The sequence below is a fragment of the Pseudomonas sp. FSL W5-0203 genome (assembly GCF_001896155.1).
Classification (GTDB): domain Bacteria; phylum Pseudomonadota; class Gammaproteobacteria; order Pseudomonadales; family Pseudomonadaceae; genus Aquipseudomonas; species Aquipseudomonas paracarnis.
Genome location: NZ_MPOR01000067.1, coordinates 1 through 15,597, shown reverse-complemented (window position 1 = coordinate 15,597; position 15,597 = coordinate 1). Strand labels below are relative to the sequence as shown.

19 protein-coding genes are annotated in these 15,597 nt (G+C 56.4%); 15 read left to right on the top strand and 4 right to left on the bottom strand.

Going from position 1 to position 15,597, the window contains the following annotated elements; genetic code table 11:
• Window positions 1-147: 147 nt before the first annotated feature.
• From istB to BOP96_RS28415, 6 genes are all read left to right on the top strand, one after another.
• Window positions 148-951: an IS21-like element ISPst3 family helper ATPase IstB gene (istB, locus tag BOP96_RS28440; protein ID WP_010454871.1), complete on the top strand. Its 804-nt coding sequence runs from the start codon at window positions 148-150 to the stop codon at window positions 949-951.
• Window positions 952-1,305: 354 nt separating this feature from the next.
• Window positions 1,306-2,427, top strand: coding sequence for an ISAs1-like element ISPa60 family transposase (locus BOP96_RS28435; protein ID WP_010455375.1), 1,122 nt, complete (start codon window positions 1,306-1,308; stop codon window positions 2,425-2,427).
• 282 nt (window positions 2,428-2,709) lie between these two features.
• The gene (gene msrB, locus BOP96_RS28430) at window positions 2,710-3,153 is read left to right on the top strand and encodes a peptide-methionine (R)-S-oxide reductase MsrB (protein ID WP_003464965.1); all 444 of its coding nucleotides are present in this window, start codon (window positions 2,710-2,712) and stop codon (window positions 3,151-3,153) included.
• A 1-nt stretch (window position 3,154) separates the two neighbouring features.
• On the top strand, window positions 3,155-3,694 hold the full coding sequence (gene msrA / locus BOP96_RS28425) for a peptide-methionine (S)-S-oxide reductase MsrA (protein ID WP_003464967.1): 540 nt from the start codon (window positions 3,155-3,157) through the stop codon (window positions 3,692-3,694).
• 140 nt (window positions 3,695-3,834) lie between these two features.
• A complete protein-coding gene (locus BOP96_RS28420; RefSeq protein WP_003464969.1) occupies window positions 3,835-4,539 on the top strand; it encodes a glutathione S-transferase N-terminal domain-containing protein in 705 nt (234 codons plus the stop codon).
• On the top strand, window positions 4,536-5,504 hold the full coding sequence (locus BOP96_RS28415) for a magnesium and cobalt transport protein CorA (protein WP_003464971.1): 969 nt from the start codon (window positions 4,536-4,538) through the stop codon (window positions 5,502-5,504). The genes BOP96_RS28420 and BOP96_RS28415 overlap by 4 nt, the downstream gene beginning before the upstream one ends.
• 204 nt (window positions 5,505-5,708) lie before the next feature.
• Here the strand turns inward: BOP96_RS28415 and BOP96_RS30215 are convergent, their stop codons facing one another.
• Window positions 5,709-5,876, bottom strand: a complete 168-nt coding sequence (locus BOP96_RS30215) for a hypothetical protein (protein WP_016487060.1) — start codon at window positions 5,874-5,876, stop codon at window positions 5,709-5,711.
• 75 nt (window positions 5,877-5,951) lie between these two features.
• On the opposite strand from BOP96_RS30215, the gene BOP96_RS28405 reads away from it, so the two are divergent.
• The 3 genes from BOP96_RS28405 to BOP96_RS28395 all read left to right on the top strand — a co-directional run bounded on the left by BOP96_RS28405 (window position 5,952) and on the right by BOP96_RS28395 (window position 7,821).
• A complete protein-coding gene (locus BOP96_RS28405) occupies window positions 5,952-6,965 on the top strand; it encodes a zinc-binding alcohol dehydrogenase family protein (RefSeq protein ID WP_002118279.1) in 1,014 nt (337 codons plus the stop codon).
• Window positions 6,966-7,037: 72 nt separating this feature from the next.
• The gene (locus tag BOP96_RS28400; RefSeq protein WP_005006001.1) at window positions 7,038-7,469 is read left to right on the top strand and encodes a GlcG/HbpS family heme-binding protein; all 432 of its coding nucleotides are present in this window, start codon (window positions 7,038-7,040) and stop codon (window positions 7,467-7,469) included.
• A 58-nt stretch (window positions 7,470-7,527) separates the two neighbouring features.
• A complete protein-coding gene (locus BOP96_RS28395) occupies window positions 7,528-7,821 on the top strand; it encodes a DUF1330 domain-containing protein (protein WP_010591688.1) in 294 nt (97 codons plus the stop codon).
• A 325-nt stretch (window positions 7,822-8,146) separates the two neighbouring features.
• On the opposite strand, the gene BOP96_RS28385 is transcribed toward BOP96_RS28395, so the two are convergent.
• Window positions 8,147-8,617, bottom strand: a complete 471-nt coding sequence (locus BOP96_RS28385) for a TlpA family protein disulfide reductase (protein WP_003464979.1) — start codon at window positions 8,615-8,617, stop codon at window positions 8,147-8,149.
• Window positions 8,618-9,039: 422 nt separating this feature from the next.
• Here BOP96_RS28385 and BOP96_RS28380 point away from each other — a divergent pair, with 422 nt between their 5' ends.
• The 5 genes from BOP96_RS28380 to BOP96_RS28360 all read left to right on the top strand — a co-directional run bounded on the left by BOP96_RS28380 (window position 9,040) and on the right by BOP96_RS28360 (window position 11,937).
• Window positions 9,040-9,687, top strand: coding sequence for a sulfite oxidase-like oxidoreductase (locus BOP96_RS28380; protein ID WP_002118288.1), 648 nt, complete (start codon window positions 9,040-9,042; stop codon window positions 9,685-9,687).
• A complete protein-coding gene (locus BOP96_RS28375) occupies window positions 9,680-10,426 on the top strand; it encodes a ferredoxin reductase (protein ID WP_002118292.1) in 747 nt (248 codons plus the stop codon). The genes BOP96_RS28380 and BOP96_RS28375 overlap by 8 nt, the downstream gene beginning before the upstream one ends.
• Window positions 10,427-10,879: 453 nt before the next feature.
• The gene (gene grxC / locus BOP96_RS28370; RefSeq protein ID WP_005005995.1) at window positions 10,880-11,152 is read left to right on the top strand and encodes a glutaredoxin 3; all 273 of its coding nucleotides are present in this window, start codon (window positions 10,880-10,882) and stop codon (window positions 11,150-11,152) included.
• A 67-nt stretch (window positions 11,153-11,219) separates the two neighbouring features.
• Window positions 11,220-11,501 (top strand): DUF427 domain-containing protein, encoded by a 282-nt coding sequence (locus BOP96_RS28365; protein ID WP_003464986.1) that lies wholly within the window; start codon window positions 11,220-11,222, stop codon window positions 11,499-11,501.
• A gap of 169 nt (window positions 11,502-11,670) precedes the next feature.
• Window positions 11,671-11,937, top strand: coding sequence for a hypothetical protein (locus BOP96_RS28360; protein WP_003464988.1), 267 nt, complete (start codon window positions 11,671-11,673; stop codon window positions 11,935-11,937).
• An 860-nt stretch (window positions 11,938-12,797) separates the two neighbouring features.
• Here the strand turns inward: BOP96_RS28360 and sdhC are convergent.
• The gene (gene sdhC / locus BOP96_RS28350; protein WP_005005993.1) at window positions 12,798-13,172 is read right to left on the bottom strand and encodes a succinate dehydrogenase, cytochrome b556 subunit; all 375 of its coding nucleotides are present in this window, start codon (window positions 13,170-13,172) and stop codon (window positions 12,798-12,800) included.
• 730 nt (window positions 13,173-13,902) lie between these two features.
• On the opposite strand from sdhC, the gene BOP96_RS28345 reads away from it, so the two are divergent.
• The gene (locus BOP96_RS28345) at window positions 13,903-14,421 is read left to right on the top strand and encodes a YkgB family protein (RefSeq protein ID WP_003464991.1); all 519 of its coding nucleotides are present in this window, start codon (window positions 13,903-13,905) and stop codon (window positions 14,419-14,421) included.
• A gap of 29 nt (window positions 14,422-14,450) precedes the next feature.
• Here BOP96_RS28345 and BOP96_RS28340 read toward each other — a convergent pair whose 3' ends face one another.
• On the bottom strand, window positions 14,451-15,296 hold the full coding sequence (locus tag BOP96_RS28340; protein ID WP_003464995.1) for an AraC family transcriptional regulator: 846 nt from the start codon (window positions 15,294-15,296) through the stop codon (window positions 14,451-14,453).
• Window positions 15,297-15,597: the final 301 nt, after the last annotated feature.

Sequence of the window (15,597 nt, the reverse complement as noted above, 5' to 3'; positions counted from 1 at the left end):
CGCAATTGTTTTATCGAGGCGGATGCCTGGGAAGAGGGCTCTGAGCGGAGGTGGTAAGGCTTACGTTGGTTTTTGGTTCCATTGCTCCCCAAACCCCTAACACGGCGCGCTACGACCGCCTGCGTGGCCAGACCGAGGAGATCGGTCATGCGTGATTTGATGGCGGAACTCAAGGAGCTGCGCCTGCACGGCATGGCCACGGCCTGGGCGGAGTTGACTGCGCAGGGTGAGTCGAACACAGCCTCGTCCAAGTGGCTGCTCGAACACCTGCTGGAACAAGAGCACACAGATCGCGCCATGCGCTCGGTGAGCCACCAGATGAACATGGCCAAGCTGCCGATGCACCGCGACCTGGCCGGCTTCGACTTCAGCGCCTCCAGCGCAGACGCTCGTTTGATCAGCGAACTGGCCAGTCTGGCCTTTACCGACACCGCGCAGAACGTGGTGCTGATCGGTGGGCCTGGCACCGGTAAAACCCACCTGGCCACTGCGCTGGCCGTGTCCGGCATCACCCGGCACGGCAAGCGCGTGCGCTTCTACTCCACGGTCGATCTGGTCAATCTGCTGGAGCGCGAAAAGCACGACGGCAAAGCCGGGCGGATCGCCCAAGCTCTGCTGCGCATGGATCTGGTCATCCTCGACGAACTGGGTTATCTGCCCTTCAGCCAGGCCGGCGGTGCGTTGCTGTTTCACCTGCTATCCAAGCTGTACGAACACACCAGCGTGGTGATCACCACCAACCTGAGCTTCGCCGAATGGTCGAGCGTGTTCGGCGACGCCAAGATGACCACCGCCCTGCTGGATCGGCTGACCCACCACTGCCACATCGTCGAAACCGGTAACGAGTCCTATCGCCTGCAACACAGTAGCTTGGCGGCCCAGGCCAAGATCAAATCACGGGAGCGAAAGCGTAAGGGCGGCCAGGAACCGGAGGACGATGAGCCGTTCTGATTTCATGGCGACGACGGCCTGCTACATGGCTGCGTGTGGCAGGTCTTAAACAACTGAACTGGGCTAGCGAAGGAGTGGGGGCAACAGCAGCTGCGCTGGTAGACTTATCCACAGTTGCTGGTAACAAAATCAGCAATCCGCCCTGGGTCAAATTTCAATCGGCAGGGTGGGTCAATTTTCCATCAGCGCCAACACACTAAGCAACCATCAGAAAATTTTGACTGTACGCCAAAAAATTCGCATCTACCAGCATCTAAACAGGCGTTGCAGGGCAATCGCATGAACGCCTGCCGATTTGAATGAGTCCTTTCCCAGCGGGCATCCTGAGCGCCTCTCTACTCAGGATGCCCTGCAATGTCGCATCACATACCAATCTCCGATGTTCTGGTCGCCATCAATGATCCCCGTCAGCAGGGCAAGATTCGTCACGACCTGGTCGAAACACTGGTCGTGGCTATCTGCGGCGTGCTTGCCGGCGCTGACACCTTCATCGAAATCGAACTCTGGGCTGAGCAGCGGCTGGACTGGTTCCGCCGTATTCTGAAACTACCCCACGGCATTCCCTCACACGACACCTTTGGACGGCTATTCAGCCTGATCGATCCAGAGGAGTTCGAGCAGGCCTTCCGCTGTTGGGTTGCGGCGATCCTACCGGCCCTTTCTCCGCAAGTGGTTGCCCTAGACGGCAAGACCAGTCGCCGCTCCGGCAAGAAAAACACGGCCCCGTTGCACCTGGTCAGCGCTTTTGCGGCTGATTCAGGGCTGATTCTCGGGCAGAGGGCGACCTCCCAGAAGTCCAACGAGAAGACCGCCATTCCTGAGCTGCTGGCCACACTGGCGCTTGAGGGCTGCACCGTGACGATCGATGCCATGGGTACCCAGCCGGACATTGCACAGGCCATTCTCGATCGCGGGGCGCACTATCTGCTGGCCATCAAGGGAAACCAGCCGAAGCTGGCCGAAGCGATCGATGACTTCGCTGACACCTTTTTGGACGGCGATCCTGCCCGGGTACCCCATGCGCACTTCGAGCATGTCGAGAAGGACCATGGCCGGCTGGAGGTTCGTCGCTGCCATGTTTTCGACCAACTCCAGTGCCTGCCACAGCCAGAACGCTGGCCAGGACTGCGCACTTTCGTGATGCTGGAGTCCGAGCGGACTGTGGGCAACCAGACCAGCCTGGAGCGCCGTTACTACATCAGCAGTCTTGCTCCGGATGCAGAGCGCATCGCACATGCCATCAGGGCGCACTGGGGCGTGGAGAACCGCGTCCACTGGTGCATGGATGTCATTTTTGGTGACGATCAGATGCGGATCCGAACCGGGCATGCTGCCCACAACATGGCCGTTCTCAAGCAACTTACATTGAATTTGATCCGGTTGGATCCGGTCAAGCGCAAGGGTGGCATCAAGGCACGAAGGCTGATTGCTGCAACCTCTGATGATTATCGGGCTGAACTATTAGGTCTCAGGTGAGCTTCATGCGATTGCCTTGACAGGCGTTGTTGATTATCATAAAACACTGACACTGTATTATATAATCGTGCTTTTGTGTTATTTTTTTAATATTTACTGATTACGTACTTGCTTAACCACTCAGTTGCGCTAGAACTAATAGACGCGAAATTTAAATCTCTAATTTTCCAACACTTAGTAAAACCTCGTTTGCCATCCCACTACCATTGTAGGAGCAAATCAGGAGACATAAAAAATTAGCGGTAGCGTGCCTGGCCCTCTAGATAAGTATTGGAGACTGTAATGAAGTTTGAAAAGTCACAGACAGCAATCGACCACCTGACTCCCGAGCAACACCGAATTACCCAGGAGGCGGGCACCGAAAGGCCCTTCACGGGCGAGTACAACGACAACAAGGAGCCTGGCATCTACGTCGACATAGTGTCGGGAGAGCCACTGTTCGCTTCGACGGACAAGTTCGATTCGGGTACTGGCTGGCCCAGCTTCACCAAGCCGATCGTTTCGGCAAACGTGAACGAGGTGCGGGACAGCGCACACGGCATGGTCCGGACGGAGGTCAGGTCAGTACACGCAGACAGTCATCTCGGCCATGTGTTCCCCGATGGTCCTTCCGACCGCGGCGGTCTGCGGTACTGCATCAACTCAGCGTCCCTTCGCTTCATCCCGCGCGACGAGATGGAGTCCGAGGGATACGGTGAATATCTCGATCAAGTAGAGGAGGCTTAACATGCATCAGCGCGCTGTTCTCGCAGGAGGATGTTTCTGGGGCATGCAGGATCTGATCCGCAAGCGGCCCGGCATCATCTCGACCCGTGTGGGTTACACGGGCGGCGATATTCCGAACGCCACGTATCGTAATCACGGCACGCATGCCGAGGGGATCGAGATTGTCTTCGACCCGACAGTGACGAGCTACCGGAACATCCTGGAATTCTTCTTCCAGATCCACGATCCGACGACGCTGAACCGCCAGGGCAATGATCGTGGGCTCTCCTACCGGTCGGGCATCTATTATGTCGACGAGGAGCAGAAGCGCGTCGCCGAGGATACGATCGCCGATGTGGATGCCTCGGGGCTGTGGGATGGCAAAGTGGTGACCGAGGTCCAGCCGGTCGGCGAGTTCTGGGAGGCCGAGCCCGATCACCAGGATTATCTGGAGAAGCGCCCGGGCGGCTACACCTGCCACTTCGTCCGTCCCGGCTGGGTGCTTCCGAAGCGCCAAAAGGTTGACGACGTACAGCCAGCGGCCGGGACCGCGGCGGAATAGGCTTCACTGCCGTTGCCACTGCGCCGATCCGGTCCGCAATCTTCGTGACCGCGTCGTTCAGCGACGCGGTCATCGAACCCTACTTCAGAGTGACGGCTCGTTCCAGTCAGTCGCCATCGCAACACCAGGATCGCAGATTTATGCCAGACCTCTCGTCCTTTCCGATCACGCAGCGCTGGCCGGCATCTCATCCCGATCGCCTGCAACTCTACGCAGCCCCTACGCCCAATGGCGTCAAGGTCTCGATCATGCTTGAGGAGACTGGCCTGGCGTACGAGCCCCACCTGATCGACATCTCGAACAACGAGTCGAAGGATCCGGCGTTCGTGTCGCTGAACCCGAACGGACGCATACCGGCGATCATCGATCCGGCTGGCCCTGACGGTAGACCCATCGCCTTATGGGAATCCGGTGCGATCCTCCTCTATCTGGCCGACAAGACGGGTCAGTTCATCTCCACCGAACCAGGCCAGCGTTACGAGACCCTAGCGTGGGTGTTCTTTCAGATGTCGGCCATCGGGCCGATGTTCGGTCAGCTCGGCTTCTTCCTGCGATTTGGCGGCAAGGACTATGAGGACAAGCGGCCGCAACAGCGCTTTATCGACGAATCCACGCGTCTGCTGGGGATTCTGGATCGCCGGCTGGAAGGCCGCGACTGGATCGTCGACGACTATTCGATCGCGGACATCGCGACGCTCGGCTGGGTGAATGCGCTGGTGGAATTCTACGCTGCGGGTGACATCCTTGGCCTCAGCAGCTTTTCGAACGTCCGCGCATGGCTTGGACGCGGGCTGGCTCGACCGGCCGTCCAGCGTGGCCTCCACATTCCCGCGAGGCCAGCATGAGCATCATCGCCGCCTATTATTACAACGAAGGCAAGCGAGTTCGCGAAATCGCGCTCGATGAGCACGTCAAGTTGGGCGAGAGTCGCTCGGGCTTCTGCTGGATCGCGCTTAGCGAACCCACCCCCGAGGAACTACTCGCGATCCAAAGGACATATAATCTTCATCCGTTGGCGATCGACAACGCGATGCACCCGCTGTGCCCGCCCAAGCTCGAGGTCTACAACGATGAGTTGTACGTCGTCGCGCAGACCGCCGAGCTGGTCGGCGACCGGATCAGCTACGGCAAGATGGCGATCTTCACCGGTCACAATCACCTTATCACCGTGCGGCACGGCAATGCCGGAGCGCTGGGCAAACTTCGGGAGCAACTCGAGGCATCGCCGACGCAGTTCGGCAAGGGTGTCGACTATGTGCTGCACGCGATCTTGCATCGCGTGGTCGACCAGTATCTGCCCATCTTCGAAATGATCGAGGACGACGTCCTGGCGATGGAGCGACGGTCGCTGCACGATTTCCTCGGGCCAGAAGAGGTGGCGCGAATCTTCGAACTAAGGTCCGAACTCACGCGGTTCCAGCGCACGCTCGGGGCTATGGCCGAGCTGGTGCGAAAGCTCGTTCGCGGCCACTTTCCCTGCATCAGCGCCGAAATGACACCATATTTCCACGACGTCGCGGACCATGTCCACCGCGTGCAGTCCATGGTCGACGGCCTCCTGCTTGTCCTGTCCACGGTCTTTGAGGCCAGCAGCCTTCTTGAAGCGCAAAGGACGGGGGTGATCACCCGCCAGCTGGCGGCTTGGGCGGCAATACTGGCAGTCCCGACGGCGATCGCTGGAATATACGGCATGAACTTTAAGCACATGCCGGAGCTGGACACGGCCTACGGATACTTTGTCGTGCTCGGAGTGATAGCGATATCGTGCGTTTTCCTATTTGTGCGCTTCAAGAAGGCTAAGTGGCTGTGAATACTGCCCATCGTTTTCTTCGCCGTCATCTGACGGTTACAGCGGGCCTTATACGGAAGCTTGTCCAATCCAACTCAAGATGAAGGTGCGTCCATGACATAGCAGCTGACCGACGCTCTACAAGCAGTTCAGTCCTTCATCGCCAAGGGCTAAGACCGCGAATAGCGCGTCAAGGACAGCAATCTCGTCGATCTCGAGCCAGGATCAACCATCGGTCCGTGCGGCATCTGCGTCGACGCGGCGTTTCGCCTCGGAAGCGGTGATGATGGCGATAACGCCTCCACCCTCTACGCGATCACCGATCCGGCGACCGAGCATAAGGGCCTGTTGATCGACGTGTTCGATGAAATCTGCTACCGCGACCCAGTTCAAGAGTCGGGACCTCAATGTAGAAGAAGTTGACTAACGAGCATTCGCGTCATCCGATCAAGCAAGCTGGAGACATTTATGAAAGCCATTGGTTACAAGGTTCCGGGACCCATCGCCGCGGATGCCGCGCTGGTCGACATCAATCTGCCTCGGCCTGTCGCTGCAGGATACGATATCCTGGTTGAGGTGAAGGCCGTCTCGGTCAACCCGGTCGACTACAAGGTCCGCAACAGCACGCCGCCGGCAGATGGCGATTGGAAGGTGCTGGGATGGGATGCCGCCGGGATTGTGCGCGAGGTCGGCCCCGACGTCACGCAGTTCGAGTTAGGCGACGAGGTCTATTATGCCGGATCGATCACACGGCCCGGTACCAATGCGGAGTTCCATCTCGTCGACGCCCGGATTGTCGGTCACAAACCTGCGTCGCTCTCCTGGGCGGAAGCGGCGGCGCTGCCGCTGACGACGTTGACGGCCTGGGAGGCGATGTTCGACCGCCTGGACGTGGCGAAGCCCGTACCCGGTGCGGCGGAGGCGATCCTCATCATCGGTGGCGCGGGCGGGGTTGGGTCGATCGCCGTCCAGATCGCGCGACAGCGCACGGACCTCACCGTCATCGCCACAGCCTCTCGACCGGAAACCCAAGAGTGGGTAAGAGGGCTTGGAGCTCACCACGTCATCGACCATTCTCGTCCGCTCGCGCCACAGATCGCCGAACTCGGCATCGGTGCTCCCGCTTTCGTCTTTTCGACCACACATACCGAGCAACATGTCGCCGACATCGCCGAACTGATCGCCCCACAAGGACGGTTCGGACTGATCGACGATCCCAAGGCATTCGATATCATGGTTTTCAAGCGCAAGGCGGTGTCGATCCACCACGAGCTGATGTTCACGCGGTCGATCTACGGCACGCCCGACATGAATGAGCAGGGCGAGATTCTGGATGCGATGGCAGCGCTGGTTGACGACGGCAAAATCCGCACGACGCTGACCCGGCGACTGTCGCCGATCAATGCCGCCAATCTGAAGACGGTGCATGCACTGATCGAAAGTGGCGCGGCTAAAGGCAAGATCGTCCTCGAAGGCTTCTAACGACCGCGATCGCCAAACATCTTGTCCAACCTCAAAAAGCCGAACGGGTTATGCCCCAGCGATGAGAATCCCATGACCAAATCTATTGCCACCGCCTCGATCAACCGCGAAACCGCAGTCGCCCTCATCGACGCGGCGCTCGCTGCGGCCCGTGCCATCGGCATCCCGGCTGCCGTCGCCGTCGTCGACGCCACCGGTAACCTGCGCGCGTTCGAGCGCACCGACGATGCGCCGTTCCTTACCGTCGATGTTGCCATCGACAAGGCCTGGAGTTCCGCCTCGTTTGGGTTCCCGACCCATGTCTGGAACGACTATGTGACCAACGATCCAAAAGTGGCGCCGCTAGCCTATCGCCCTCGGATGGTCGCTGTCGGCGGCGGTTATCCGATTCTGGAGGATGGGAAGTTGATCGGCGGCATAGGCATCTCCGGAGGCAACTATCAGCAGGATCAGGATGCGTGCGTCGAGGCACTCATGAAAATCGGGTTCCAGTTGCCAGCCTGACGACTGTGAGGCCATCACCGGTGGTAATGGCCAACAGATCCAACCTTTGAGAGGCCTAATGATGGAAGCGTTCGTCGTCTTTACGCGGGAAGAAACCAGCGACCCACATGCACTCGCAACCTATTCTGCAGGCGTCGGACCATCGTTCGATGGTCACGACGTTACCTTTCTCGCCGCTTATGGCGCGATCCAGCATTTGGAGGGGCCGCCCATCGAAGGGGCCGTAATCTTGCGTTTCCCGACGATGCAGGCCGCTCGCGACTGGTATGACAGTCCCGCCTACCAAACCATCGCTGCTCAACGCTTTGCCGGTTCCCGTTACCGCGCCTTTATCATTGAAGGGCGGCGGTGACATACCGACAGAAGCACTTCGGCGCTGACCACGAGGTATCGGCGTGTGAACTCGCATCTTGGGAATCTGTGGGGGGGACCAAGACAGCGGCGCTAGGGGCTCATATCGTCGATCGGATCAGAGAGTTGCTCGGCGAGAATGGGTTATCTATTGCCGAGCTGACGGAGCGGAGCCGCCCTCTCCCAGCGGATTGATTCAATCGTTGACGCTCCTCCTATCCGGATCCGGGTTTTCGCACGCTGATCAACAGAGTTACAGCGCGCAACGCCTGTAGTGGGCATCAGGGGATGGGTGGCAATCAGGATGATTGCCCACCTTCCAACGATTAACCTTGCTCAAGTTGCTTCACTAGTCGCTCCGCGTCGAGATGGAAGTCCGAGAAAACAATGCTACCGCCAGCGTCGATAACCGTAAACCACGGAGTTCCTCGTGTGCGGTAGTCTTCCATGAAGGTTGGAAACGGCGAGCCGGTCGGTTGCTCGTCGTGACCGAAAACGATAGGAAGCTCATACTTGAGCTGGTTCACGCGCAACTTCTCGAAGGTATTCTCATGCGTTCCTTCGAAGACGGTCTGGATCACTGCGAACCCCACGTCTTTTGAGCTCAACGCTGCATGCAACTTTTGTAGCGTCGGAAACCCATGCAAATGGCAACCTTGGCACCAATGCTGGAAGGCAAACAAGATTTTCGGGCCGGGCCCGATATCTGACAGTTTGAACGGCGCGATACTTTCCCCATCTTTGCCAATCCATTTTTGCACCCGCAGCTCAGGCGCTTGTCGTTCGATCTCGTTCATCTGATCCTCCAACCCCGATACAGAAGCTTAGTGGATGATCGCGCGTCGCGACGGTGCGCGAACGTCCGACCTTATTTTCCCTATTTCCTGAAGCCAGAATAGATCAGATCGACATTTCGTCCTTAATATACTCAAGCTGCCGGCGAGCGCGAACTGGGCAACCATGCGCTGGTGAGCCTTGAGCTTTGCACGCTGCCCATCCGTTTGAGAGCGAACCTGCAACTTCCGCTCCGCATACCGCAGATCAGCGTACGCAGCCTTGGGGTTATCTACCCTATAGCCATTGGGTATTGGGAATCATGCTGGCCTGACGCTATGTTCGATACGCGATTTTTTACGATGATAGAGCATCTGTATCTGATTTTTAGTCGATTGGCTTATTCGGCGGATGTGCGGGCAAATGCTTTACGCAGAGTACTGAAATGAAGGCCGGCTTCGGTCTGCCGTATCGAGCAAGAGGGGTCACTATGGTCACCAGAGGTTTCACCGGTCGCGGTTCAGGCGACCAGTCCGATCGGATTCCGCCAGGTCAGCATCTGGTGGAGGATTTCCCTGTTCTGTCGGCCGGCCCTACGCCGAGGGTAGAGCCCTCCGACTGGAAATTCACAGTCAAAATTGGTCCGAAGCCCGTCAAAACGTGGAATTGGGGCGAATTCAACACTCTACCAAAGACCCAGGTGACAAAGGATATTCACTGCGTCACCTCTTGGTCCAAACTGGATACCGTTTGGGAGGGTGTACTCATTGAAGACATCCTTGCAGATGCAGAGCTTGATCGGCCTACCGATTTCGTCTTGGCGCACTGCTACGATAATTATTCGACAAACGTCCCTCTGACGGATCTGCTTTCCGGGAAAGCGATGGTCGCCCTCAGTTATGCGGGCAAGCCACTTTCCCGCGATCATGGGGGGCCGGCGCGTCTTCTAGTGCCGCACCTTTACTTCTGGAAATCCGCCAAATGGGTGAATGCGCTGCAATTCACGACGCGTGACGAGGCCGGCTTTTGGGAGCTGCACGGCTATCACATCTACGGCGATCCGTGGCGCGAACAACGATACACCCATGACTGAAAACGAAGCGCAAGTCCGTTCGTGGCAATCATGCGTGATCGACGACATCATCCAGCAAACACCGAGTATCAAGAGCTTCTTCCTTCGGTTGAGCAAGCCGTTCGCGCACACCGCAGGTCAGCACGTCGATATCCGGCTGACCGCGCCCGACGGCTACAGTGCAATGCGCAGCTACTCGATCGCGTCATCGGCAGTTTCGACCCCGATCGTCGAGATAGCTATCGAGCGCATGCCGGATGCCGAAGTTTCGCCGTTTTTTCACGACATCGCGGCGATTGGTGACGAAATCGAAGTTCGCGGTCCGCTCGGTGGCCATTTCCTTTGGCCTGAGCCTGCCATAGATCCGGTTCTGTTGATCGGGGGAGGCTCCGGCCTCGTGCCGTTGATGGCAATGATCCGGCAGCGCCGCGCATTGGCCCAAGCCGTTCCGACAGCGTTGCTCCTGTCCGCACGAACCGCCGAGGACGTTCTCTTCTCAGAAGAACTTCATTGCATCGAAATCAGCGATCCGGCGTTCGTCCTGGCGCTCGCGATTACGCGCGAGAAACCGGTTCGCGCATCGGACTTTGCGCGACGGATCGACGGCATGATGGTCCAAGAAATTCTAACCAGGCTTCAGGGAAAGCCGACGCAAGTGTTCGTCTGCGGGTCTAACGGATTCGTCAACATCGCAACCGATAGCGCGCTGCTGGCGGGCTTGGACGCCTCCATCATCAAGACGGAGCGCTACGGGGGCTAGCGGCGCGAGCTATCTCACGTCGCGCCGATCGTAGACGTGCGCCCTGGGAAGCTTTGGCGATCAACGTGAACCGTTTTGCCGAACACAGTCTTCGTACCCCCCGGCCTCTAGAACGCCTTCGCTCGCGATACCTGGCTCGACATCAAGCTCAATTTGAAAGTTCCTGCACTATCCGTCGTCCTGATATGCTCGACCAGCATGATGGGCGATTCGAGCGGGACCGCTTCCGTCCCAATCGAGGCTCGGTTACCTTAGAGCATCGGCTCGGCGCTACAGGAGGCGCGTGCGGCCTCTGCCTGGCGGTGAAAGCACTTTGGGCCATGTCGCCTGGATAGCGGCCAATCGTCAGCATCTGCTCCGATGTCGGCCAAGGTGCAGTCGCCATCTTTGAACGCCGCGAATTGGAGATCAACGCCATGACAGCGATCCGCGTGCAACTGCCGGAGATGCAATATGACAACTGATGTATTGCTGTACACCACGAATTGGTGCCCGTTCTGCCGCCGAGCGAAGGCGCTCCTCAAGGAAAAGGGCGTGCGATGGAAGGAGCTCGATATTGAGGCGGATCCGGCTCACCGGCAGGCCATGGCGGAAGCGTCGGGGCGAAGCTCCGTGCCGCAGATCTTCATCAATGGCACCCTTATCGGTGGCTCCGATGAGCTATTCGCGCTCGATGTCAGAGGCGAGCTCGACAAACTTCTCGGGCGCAACCCGCCTGCCACCTGAGGAGGTGCGGCTTGGGGCAGCCAGCCCGCGAGCCTTCGCCGGTTGATGAATACAAAAGGAGAGTCCGTTGGTCTCAGCCATCTGGAAAGACACTACTATCGCCACAAGCGACGAAACAGTCATCGTCGAGGGAAATCACTACTTCCCACCGTCAGGAGTCGACCTGAGCCTGCTTGAGATGAGCCCGCACACATCTGTCTGTCCGATCAAAGGCGCCGCGCGCTTCTTTCATGTTCGCGCGGGTGACGCGCTCAACGTGAACGCCGCTTGGACCTATCCCGCCCCCACTCCGGATGCCGAGGGTATCCGGGATTACATCGCTTTCTGGAAAGGCGTGGACGTTGCCTAGCAGACTGGACGGACGACTTCGCTGATAGCCATGCGGGCGCCGACATCTCAATTATCCTGCCCACCCCGGGCCTCGTCGGCTGCAGGAATCTGCCCGGCACCTTAGCGCGACCCGGCACTGGCGGTCTCGCACCCGCCGCGCCTCTGTTCTATCAATAAGGATGGATGACATGGAGCATTCCGAGTTCGATGCCGCTTTCGCGAAGCTTGCGGAGGGATACAGAGAAGGGACTTATGAAGGCCGGCGTTTCAGCTTGATCGTCCGGCGATCTGGGGACGGACGTCGCAACAGTCTGTTCGCCAGGGAGTTGGACGGGACTGACATTGTCAGCTTCAACCTCTTCCGCGTTACATCAGATAGGACATTGTTGAAGCCGTGCGAAATGTCCGCCGAAAAGGTCGTAGCGTTCGTGCTGGAGTTCCGACCGGACACCTGACGGGCAGAAGAAGATCCCGGCCAACCGGCGCGCCTGCGACGGCCGGCTATCTAAGGCTGCGCAAGCCTATAGCCGCAGCTCATTGCACTTCGTCTGGCGAGGAATTCAACATCGATACGTCGCCATCCGCGGGGATATCGGTACAGGCGCCCGTGTAAGCCAGATTGAGAAATCCTAAGCGATGACTAACACCAATGACGCCACCCTTCCGACACATTCTATTCTTGAGGAATGCACAGCGATGGCTGTCGTCAACGCTCTGAAGATTATTCTGAAGAACAGCTACGCGATCTACCTTAAGACAAAAAATGCCACTCGGGCGCATCCCGCCCCTACTTCAGGGACTTTCACTTGCTTCTCGCTCTGTCACTCACAGCATCGGCACGCCCATGACGCATGGTATCCAGGCCTCATAATTTTCCCATATAACCTTCTTGTCTTTTGCGCACCCAGAAAGACTCGAGGCTTTAACTGGACAGATGAGCCCTCGAGGGTAGTGTTCACCTGATTGGCTTTCTCATATCTGATGTTGATTCGCACAGTGTGCCAACCAGGTGATAGTTTCAAAAAACCTGCGCTTCAGAGCGAATTAGACGATCTTCGATAAGAGCGATCCGCCTCAAAATCCAAAACATCTAACATTGTCCTAGAGCCATATTTGTACCTAGTACTATGGCGCTCCCATTAACACATTTGATGATGCACAGAAAACTTAGCTCATGATAGCTTTCAGCTAACAGCTATTCGGAAGCCCGAAAGGATTCAACCGTTTAAGCGTGAACCGTCGATTATAAATACTTTCGTAAGTTAGCTTTAAAGGACGCTTTTAGTCCTTGTAAATACGCATTACGACTCCACAGCTACCAAATCCATACGGCGCCAGCAACCATTAAAACACCCGACACTACTAAAACAATAGTAGAGGCGCGATTGCTGCCTTTCAAAGTATGACCAACACCCACATCCATAACTAGGTGTCGAATTCCGGCTACGAGATGATAAATAAATGAAGAGTATACCAACCAGAAACTAACTTTGCCGAAAGGTGAAGAAAAAATCTCCTTGACTTCATTAAAACCCTTTTCTGACTCCAACGATTTGCTCAGCATATACAGTATCAGTCCCAGAAAAATAAAGAGCATAATTCCTGAAATCCGGTGCAGAATCGATGTAAGCGCCGTGAGAGGAAGCTGAATGGTTCGAATATCAAGATTAACCGGCCGCTTTTTATTCATTTTGACTCCAGTCAACAATTCTAGTGGGGGATTTCAGTTTTCGATCTCATTCATCATAGCAGCTGTAACTAAGGCTGGCGGCGACAATAATGGAGATATTCGGGGCTTACGTTGCATTTTGAGGTCGCAGGTGCATGTGCGTAAATTGAAGCAAATTGCAAGGTTATGCCCAATAGGTAGCTAGCTTATTAATTTAACAAAAGTGACGTGTGTCGTTCTGCAGGGCATGCTGTTCCCCAACCCTGGAAAACCTATCCTCTTTAACACGTCAAAGTCGATTGATAGGCTTGCTGCAACAGCTATCTGCCCGGTTGAAGTCGAAGATCGATGTATCTGTAGGGTTTGGAAATAAATGCGGGCGCCCACCGCACTCACGGCTCAGTTACCATTCTTTGTGCATCGCGGCCGCGCGGCTAGTTGGTAGCTGTTCTAAGCCTAGTCAGTGCCGCCCTTCGCCCCAAGCCCCATAGTCAGATTTGAGAAATGACAGTAGGCGATGCCGCAACGCGCTTCATCGACCTATGTAAAACGACTCCTTTATCGAAATAGTGCACTCATCGCTCTCCACGGCGATCCCTTCATCGCGAATTGCACCGCCCAAGACGATCTGCACTGAAATCAATACTTTCTGATGCCTCTTGATTAGAGATGCCAGCCATAATCATCTCATCGCCAACGCATACGGCGTTCGGCAGCCAACACACTCTCACTCACTACTGGAAGCTCAGACATGAAAACCATAGGCATTGAAAACTCGAAGTCCAGCGTACAGGCCCACTTAACGCTTGGAACCAAAACTATGGGGCTAGGTATCTATGGCGCGTACTTGGCTCTCGCTATTATTTACTTCTGGTTCGGCGGCATGAAATTTACCCACTACGAGGCCGAGGGCCTGGTTCCACTGGTGAGCAACAGCCCGCTTTTGGGATGGGTGTATAGCATTTTTTCGGTCGACATGTTCTCCAGCCTGCTCGGCATACTAGAGATTTCGATCGGCACTCTGATCGCAGGCCGCATGCTGTCGCCCAAACTATCCGTGGTAGGAGGCGCTCTGTCTGCAGGCCTGTTCTTCACAACCCTTAGCTTTATGTTTTCCACTCCGGGCGTCATTGAGCCTAGTTTAGGGTTTCCGGCGATTTCCGTTGCGCCAGGTCAGTTTCTGCTTAAAGACTTAGGGTTGCTTGCTGTTTCGATATTTGTGGCAGGCCATTCGCTGGTTGAACTGGAAAAACGTAAAATTAATGCATAATTTTTTCAATGGCTTAAGGCAGTAATGCCTTAGGCCTTTTTGCCATCATTTTCCCCCGCCAGATCTTTCAACCAGTCACGAGGGCTCAACCCCGTCTTGCGTCTAAATGCGCGAGACAGCGCCGAAGGACTTTCGTAGCCGACTTGAGCTGCAATCAGCGTAATCGAGCGCCCTTCTCGCATCAGCTTCTGAGCCAGGCTAACTCGCCAACTCAACAAATAATCAGCAGGCGTCTGTCCGATGACACTCTTGAAATGCACGGCATACGCAGCGCGTGACATATTTGACTCACTGGCCAGCTCTGCTATTGACCAGGCATGTTCCGGGGAGTTGTGCATCTGTAAAAGCGATCGGGCAAGCCGCATGTCGGCCAGTCCAGCCATCATTCCGGTGCGCAACTGGTGATGATCGAGCAGGTAACGGAGCAACAGAATGATTAGGAGCTCAAATAAGCGCTCAAGCGCGGCTTCCCTTCCACAATGCACATTTGCCGCCTCGGCAAACATCCACTCCAACGTGTCTGCCAGCATGGGCAGATCATCGAGTGCGAGCACCAAACAGTCCGGTAATGAAGCCGACAAAGGATTATCAATTCCGCCCTCAAACTCCATGGAAGCACACAACAACTTTGCGCCATCGGACTCACCCGCAAACAATTGATGCTTGGCGGGGCGTGGCATAAAAATCAAGCTAGGGCGAGTGAGCTGCAAATCCTTGCGATCGGGACCAAGCAACGTCACGCTGCCGGCCTGAAGCAGATGGATATAACCTCGCCGCTCGGCGCCATCGTAAGATGCAGAGCCGCATAGGTCGCCGTCATAGAACAGATTGGCCCGCACGCCGAACCGCGAGAGCAAATTAGACAAACGATCCATTGGCCGATCCTTGACGAGTCAGAACGCACAGACCATACCATCTGCGTTGTCGTTCAGTGCCTGTAGCGAACATGCCGGCGTAAATCAGCCAACGGATAAAGTGATCACTGAGCAGCTCAGCCTCCCTTTCCAGTTCGGCTGTTAAAAAAACAACACCGTTGTTTGAAAGCACCAGCAAATCAAGTGCTCACTCTTCTATTTTACGGGGTTGTACGCCGGAATCCCAGAAATTTCCGTCAGCCCAGCTCCAGTCCCGCCACGAGCGCATCCAGGTCGATGAACTTGCCGTCAGTCTGGAAGG

Coding starts and splice junctions, on each gene's coding strand:
- istB (WP_010454871.1), top strand. CDS start 148: ATGCGTGATTTGATGGCGGAACTCAAGGAGCTGCGCCTGCACGGCATG.
- BOP96_RS28435 (WP_010455375.1), top strand. CDS start 1,306: ATGTCGCATCACATACCAATCTCCGATGTTCTGGTCGCCATCAATGAT.
- msrB (WP_003464965.1), top strand. CDS start 2,710: ATGAAGTTTGAAAAGTCACAGACAGCAATCGACCACCTGACTCCCGAG.
- msrA (WP_003464967.1), top strand. CDS start 3,155: ATGCATCAGCGCGCTGTTCTCGCAGGAGGATGTTTCTGGGGCATGCAG.
- BOP96_RS28420 (WP_003464969.1), top strand. CDS start 3,835: ATGCCAGACCTCTCGTCCTTTCCGATCACGCAGCGCTGGCCGGCATCT.
- BOP96_RS28415 (WP_003464971.1), top strand. CDS start 4,536: ATGAGCATCATCGCCGCCTATTATTACAACGAAGGCAAGCGAGTTCGC.
- BOP96_RS28405 (WP_002118279.1), top strand. CDS start 5,952: ATGAAAGCCATTGGTTACAAGGTTCCGGGACCCATCGCCGCGGATGCC.
- BOP96_RS28400 (WP_005006001.1), top strand. CDS start 7,038: ATGACCAAATCTATTGCCACCGCCTCGATCAACCGCGAAACCGCAGTC.
- BOP96_RS28395 (WP_010591688.1), top strand. CDS start 7,528: ATGATGGAAGCGTTCGTCGTCTTTACGCGGGAAGAAACCAGCGACCCA.
- BOP96_RS28385 (WP_003464979.1), bottom strand. CDS start 8,617: ATGAACGAGATCGAACGACAAGCGCCTGAGCTGCGGGTGCAAAAATGG.
- BOP96_RS28380 (WP_002118288.1), top strand. CDS start 9,040: ATGAAGGCCGGCTTCGGTCTGCCGTATCGAGCAAGAGGGGTCACTATG.
- BOP96_RS28375 (WP_002118292.1), top strand. CDS start 9,680: ATGACTGAAAACGAAGCGCAAGTCCGTTCGTGGCAATCATGCGTGATC.
- grxC (WP_005005995.1), top strand. CDS start 10,880: ATGACAACTGATGTATTGCTGTACACCACGAATTGGTGCCCGTTCTGC.
- BOP96_RS28360 (WP_003464988.1), top strand. CDS start 11,671: ATGGAGCATTCCGAGTTCGATGCCGCTTTCGCGAAGCTTGCGGAGGGA.
- sdhC (WP_005005993.1), bottom strand. CDS start 13,172: ATGAATAAAAAGCGGCCGGTTAATCTTGATATTCGAACCATTCAGCTT.
- BOP96_RS28345 (WP_003464991.1), top strand. CDS start 13,903: ATGAAAACCATAGGCATTGAAAACTCGAAGTCCAGCGTACAGGCCCAC.
- BOP96_RS28340 (WP_003464995.1), bottom strand. CDS start 15,296: ATGGATCGTTTGTCTAATTTGCTCTCGCGGTTCGGCGTGCGGGCCAAT.